Origin of the sequence: Streptomyces katrae, assembly GCF_000966975.1 — a bacterium.
In the GTDB taxonomy this organism is placed as follows: domain Bacteria; phylum Actinomycetota; class Actinomycetes; order Streptomycetales; family Streptomycetaceae; genus Streptomyces; species Streptomyces katrae.
Map to the genome: position 1 here is coordinate 1 of NZ_JZWV01001306.1, position 3,769 is coordinate 3,769.

Below are 3,769 nucleotides of genomic sequence, written 5' to 3' on the forward strand. Positions count from 1 at the left end.
CCCTGCTCGCACCGGGCATTGATGCTGATCTTGGCTGCCACTGCGTGACCAGGCTGCTGCCATGGGGTGGCTAGCACGGTGGTGGGTGGCTGTCATGGGTTTGCCTATTCCTGTGTTGGGCTTGCTTGGATAGCGGTGTGCTGGCGTGAGAAAGCGACGTCCGGCGGCGCCCGCAAGGGCGCCTGGCGCACTCCGGTGATCAGCCACCGGGCCGGTAGCGCCGCGTATGGCAATGGAGTGGTCTTCCTGGACTGGCACAAGGACGGCCGCGGCTACCAGGCCCACGACTACAAGGGCTCTCCGACTGTCTGACCTGCTGATTCTGGTCAGTCGCCGGGGGCGTGCGCGTCCTCCTGGCCGTGGGCGAGGATCGGCAGGAGGGTTTCGGCGGCGTCGCATCCGGTGCACGCGACCGTGCCGGGCTGGCCGAGCGCGTCGAGTGCGTCCATCGTCTTGACCGGCACTGCCCGGTCCGTCGCCAGTGGGCATCCCTCGGCGTGCACGGTGGTGGGCCGGGCGCGGCCGTCGAGGACCCACACCCACGGCGTTGCCGTAGCGGCCGCCCGGCCGGCTGGGTTGCGGTGGGTGGGCACCTGGTCCAGGGCGACGCCGGGGATAGGCCGCAGTTGGGCGGAGGTCACCCACGTGCCGTACTCGGCCGGCTCGACGCCACCGCCTTCGGTGGTCTGCCAAAGGGGGACGCCAATGCGGAAAACCCACAGCCCGGTGTCCATCTGGAGGCGCTCGTAGAGCCGTACCCGAAGCTCTTGCCCGTCGGGCAGCAGGAGCGTGATCGCTGCGGGTGGTGGCGCGGGGGCGGTCACGGTCAGGAGCGGGCGAGCCGCTCCGCGCGGGCTTGCTGGCATGCCGCGCACAGGGGGCTCGCACCCGCTCCGTAGCGCGTGGTGGGCTGGCGGCACCGGACACACGGTCCGGTCGAGACCGGCGCGGGCCGTGCGGGTGCGGCGTCAATGGGACGGCTCATGCTGCGGCCTTTCGTCCGGGGCCCGGGCCGATGGGGGTGCGGGTGGCGCGATCCAGGTCGGCGACGCCGGCCCGCCGGCCGGTGGAGGCACTCCAGTAGGGGTGGGTGCACAGCTGCGCCGAGAGGGCGATCAGCCGGCGCCGCAGCGCGGTCGTGCTGGCCCCGGCAGGGATCTGGGCGAGTTCGGCGTAGGTCTGCTGCCAGGTCCTTTGGAGGGTGATCAGGTCCTCGGGGAAGCGGAACGGTGTGCTCACCCTTCAATGGAAACATGTGTTCGAATTCTTCGGCGAATGCCTCGCCGTGGGCCCGGGCCCGGTTGTGACTGAGCACTGCATCTGTCCAATGAGCACTGGACTTGTCGTGCTGTGGATTTGAGTTGGCGAGCAGGGCGGCCCGGCCGGCTGGAGGGATCTGCGGCCCCGGGACGGCGCCGGTCATGCCCTTTGGTGCGTGCTGGCTCCCCGGCATGCCGCACGAAGGCGGCCGGACTCCGCGCAAGGCAAGGGGCCCGAATGTGGGTGGCAAGGATGATCACTAAGCTCCGTGCCATGGCCAGTGCACCGTCCGCAACGGGAGACCGTCAGGGGGGTGCATCCCTTTTTGAGACAGGCAGCATCTGTGACGGCGGACATCCGAGTGACACTGACCCCTCAGGCGCCAGAAGGCTTGAGTCGACGAGCTCGGTACTTCGTGGAGGGGCATGGGCTTCGTGTCCCCCGCCGCGACCTCATGCTCTGCCGGGAAGCATGGCTCGAACGCGGGATACCTGCTGTAGAGATCGACCGGGCCGCGGCCTACCAGGAGCGGTGGGGCGGAATCGCCCTACCCCCGGCTCCCGGATACGAGGGCGGCCCGCGCGTTCTGGAAGCCGACATGCCTGAAGGCTCGGGCGCGGAGGGATGGCGGTTCTCGGCCGGCAGCTGTCGCGTCTCCATGGCTCACGGATTCATGATCGGACCTGGAGGCGAATTCGGGATCGACGCTGACCGCTGGACACCGCTGCACGCCAGCACGGAGGGATGGGTGGAAGCCCTTGCGCTGGCCGCCCACGCGGGCTACTGGGCCAAGACCATCACGAGGGTCAAAGGCCGCGCCGCGCCGTCGAAGAATTGGACCTCGACGGATTCGAACCTGTACCTGAGGTTCAGGGGCTCGCCGACACCTGGTGGAGGGGCAAGGACTCGCTCATCGCCATCTACCGCGGCGAAGCCTCAGGATTTGACGCCCCGCACTGCCTGAGGGCCCACATCTACGGTGGTCTCGATGCGTGGGGTCTGGGCGGACACTGACTCTCCGGTCCGATCACCCGCCGGGGGGCCTGCTCCCGGCCTGGCCGCGTTCCCCCGGGATACGGCCGATGCCTTCGCTGCTGGCCGCCTTGCCGACACCGGGTTGAGCATCCGAGTTGTCCATCCGGGTCACCTATCGTGCTCAGTCACACCCGGATGGGTGTCCTGTGACAGTGAACCTTGATCATTTGCCGTCGAAGTTTGAGCATTCGCCGGTTCGTGCCACTGATGGTTAAGCGGCCTGGTCAGGGGGTTCTCTGGCCAGGTCTGGCGAGCGGGAACCGGCCCTTGGGGAGGAATCGATCGAGTCTTGGCGGCAGATGGTAGCGCCCTCCAGTACCTGGGTGGCTGGAGATCGTTGGCAAGGTATGAAGAAGACCTTCCCTGTCACCGCGGCCGCGGCTGTCGTGTCCCTGTGGACCCTCGCCGTCGCTGCCCACGCTGCACCCGCTCCCGTGACCCAGACCTACGACCGACCCGGGTCATACACCTTCACCGTGCCCGACGGCGTCAGGCGGATCACGGAGGCGGCGGAGGCGGTGGGGGCAACAACAACGGGCCGCTGACCGGCGGGGGAGGCGGCGGCGGTGCCAGCGGCAGCCAGGCGACCTGCTCGATGGGGGTCCGTCCCCACATGACGCTGACCATGACCGTCGGCAAGGCCGGTGCGGCAGGCACGGCCGGCGCCACGAACACCGACGGCGGCGACGGCGGGGCCGGCGGCGACAGCTCCACGTATATGGAAGACCAACTCGTCGCGCGTGCCGGCGGGGGTGGAGGCGGCTTCGCCGGGCACCGCTCTGGCACCTTCGGCTCCGGCACCGGCGGCGCGGCCGGGCAGGCCCAGCCCCACGGCGACGGCGCCTGCCTCAACGGCCGGACGATGAGCTCAGCACCCGCTGCTGCCGGCGAGAACGGTGCGGACGGCTCCCGCAACAATCAGGGCAAGGGCGGCTGGGGCGGCCGGACCGTCACCACCTTCGGCAACCCGAACGGGAACGGCGGAAGCGGCGGCATCGGAGCGGGCATCGTCGGCGGCGGAGACGGCAATCGCGGCGACCACACGGACGCCGGCACCGGCTCCGAGGGTATGGATGGACTGATCACGCTCACCTACACCCCGCAGGGGTAGCTCGGGGGCGTGCACGACATCTGGTACTCGACTCAGCTCGGCAAGGGAGTGTGGGGGAGCGTGCCGGCAGTGGACGTGAACACCGGCCAGGACCCGGCCCCCAGGTCTCCGCGAATGCTGATGCGCAGGTAGGTGCCCGGGTTGGTCGGCATGGCCGACCCGGGCGCTCCACAAGTCGCCACTGCCCCTCTGCCCACACCAGGTGCTCAAACTTCCCTACGACTTCGAGGAGATGCGGCAGGTGTGGACGGTCCACGCCCGCATTGACGCGGACGCCCTGGCCGCCCAGGCGGAGGCCTGGGCCGATGTCAACGACGATGCGCCGCAGGAGTTCGAAGATGTGCCGGTGGGCCGGATGTCGTT

At 69.5% G+C, this 3,769-nt stretch carries 4 protein-coding genes and 1 pseudogene; 3 read left to right on the plus strand and 2 right to left on the minus strand.

Annotated features, from left to right (window positions below; all coding sequences use genetic code 11):
• The first annotated feature begins 135 nt into the window (after positions 1-135).
• The gene (locus VR44_RS45630; RefSeq protein ID WP_157880524.1) at positions 136-312 is read left to right on the plus strand and encodes a hypothetical protein; all 177 of its coding nucleotides are present in this window, start codon (positions 136-138) and stop codon (positions 310-312) included.
• A gap of 14 nt (positions 313-326) precedes the next feature.
• Here VR44_RS45630 and VR44_RS36485 read toward each other — a convergent pair whose 3' ends face one another.
• Positions 327-824, minus strand: coding sequence for a DUF6233 domain-containing protein (locus tag VR44_RS36485; protein ID WP_052713993.1), 498 nt, complete (start codon positions 822-824; stop codon positions 327-329).
• 157 nt (positions 825-981) lie between these two features.
• On the minus strand, positions 982-1,239 hold the full coding sequence (locus VR44_RS36490; protein WP_045951959.1) for a hypothetical protein: 258 nt from the start codon (positions 1,237-1,239) through the stop codon (positions 982-984).
• A 382-nt stretch (positions 1,240-1,621) separates the two neighbouring features.
• Between VR44_RS36490 and VR44_RS47950 the strand changes: the two are divergent.
• Together VR44_RS47950 and VR44_RS36500 are read left to right on the plus strand one after the other, a co-directional pair.
• Positions 1,622-2,274, plus strand: a pseudogene (locus VR44_RS47950) (hypothetical protein).
• Between the two features lie 634 nt (positions 2,275-2,908).
• Positions 2,909-3,406 (plus strand): hypothetical protein, encoded by a 498-nt coding sequence (locus tag VR44_RS36500; RefSeq protein ID WP_045951961.1) that lies wholly within the window; start codon positions 2,909-2,911, stop codon positions 3,404-3,406.
• Positions 3,407-3,769: the final 363 nt, after the last annotated feature.

What these genes read in the sequence shown, in the direction of transcription:
- VR44_RS36500 (WP_045951961.1), top strand. Translation starts at nt 2,909, where the DNA reads ATGACGCTGACCATGACCGTCGGCAAGGCCGGTGCGGCAGGCACGGCC.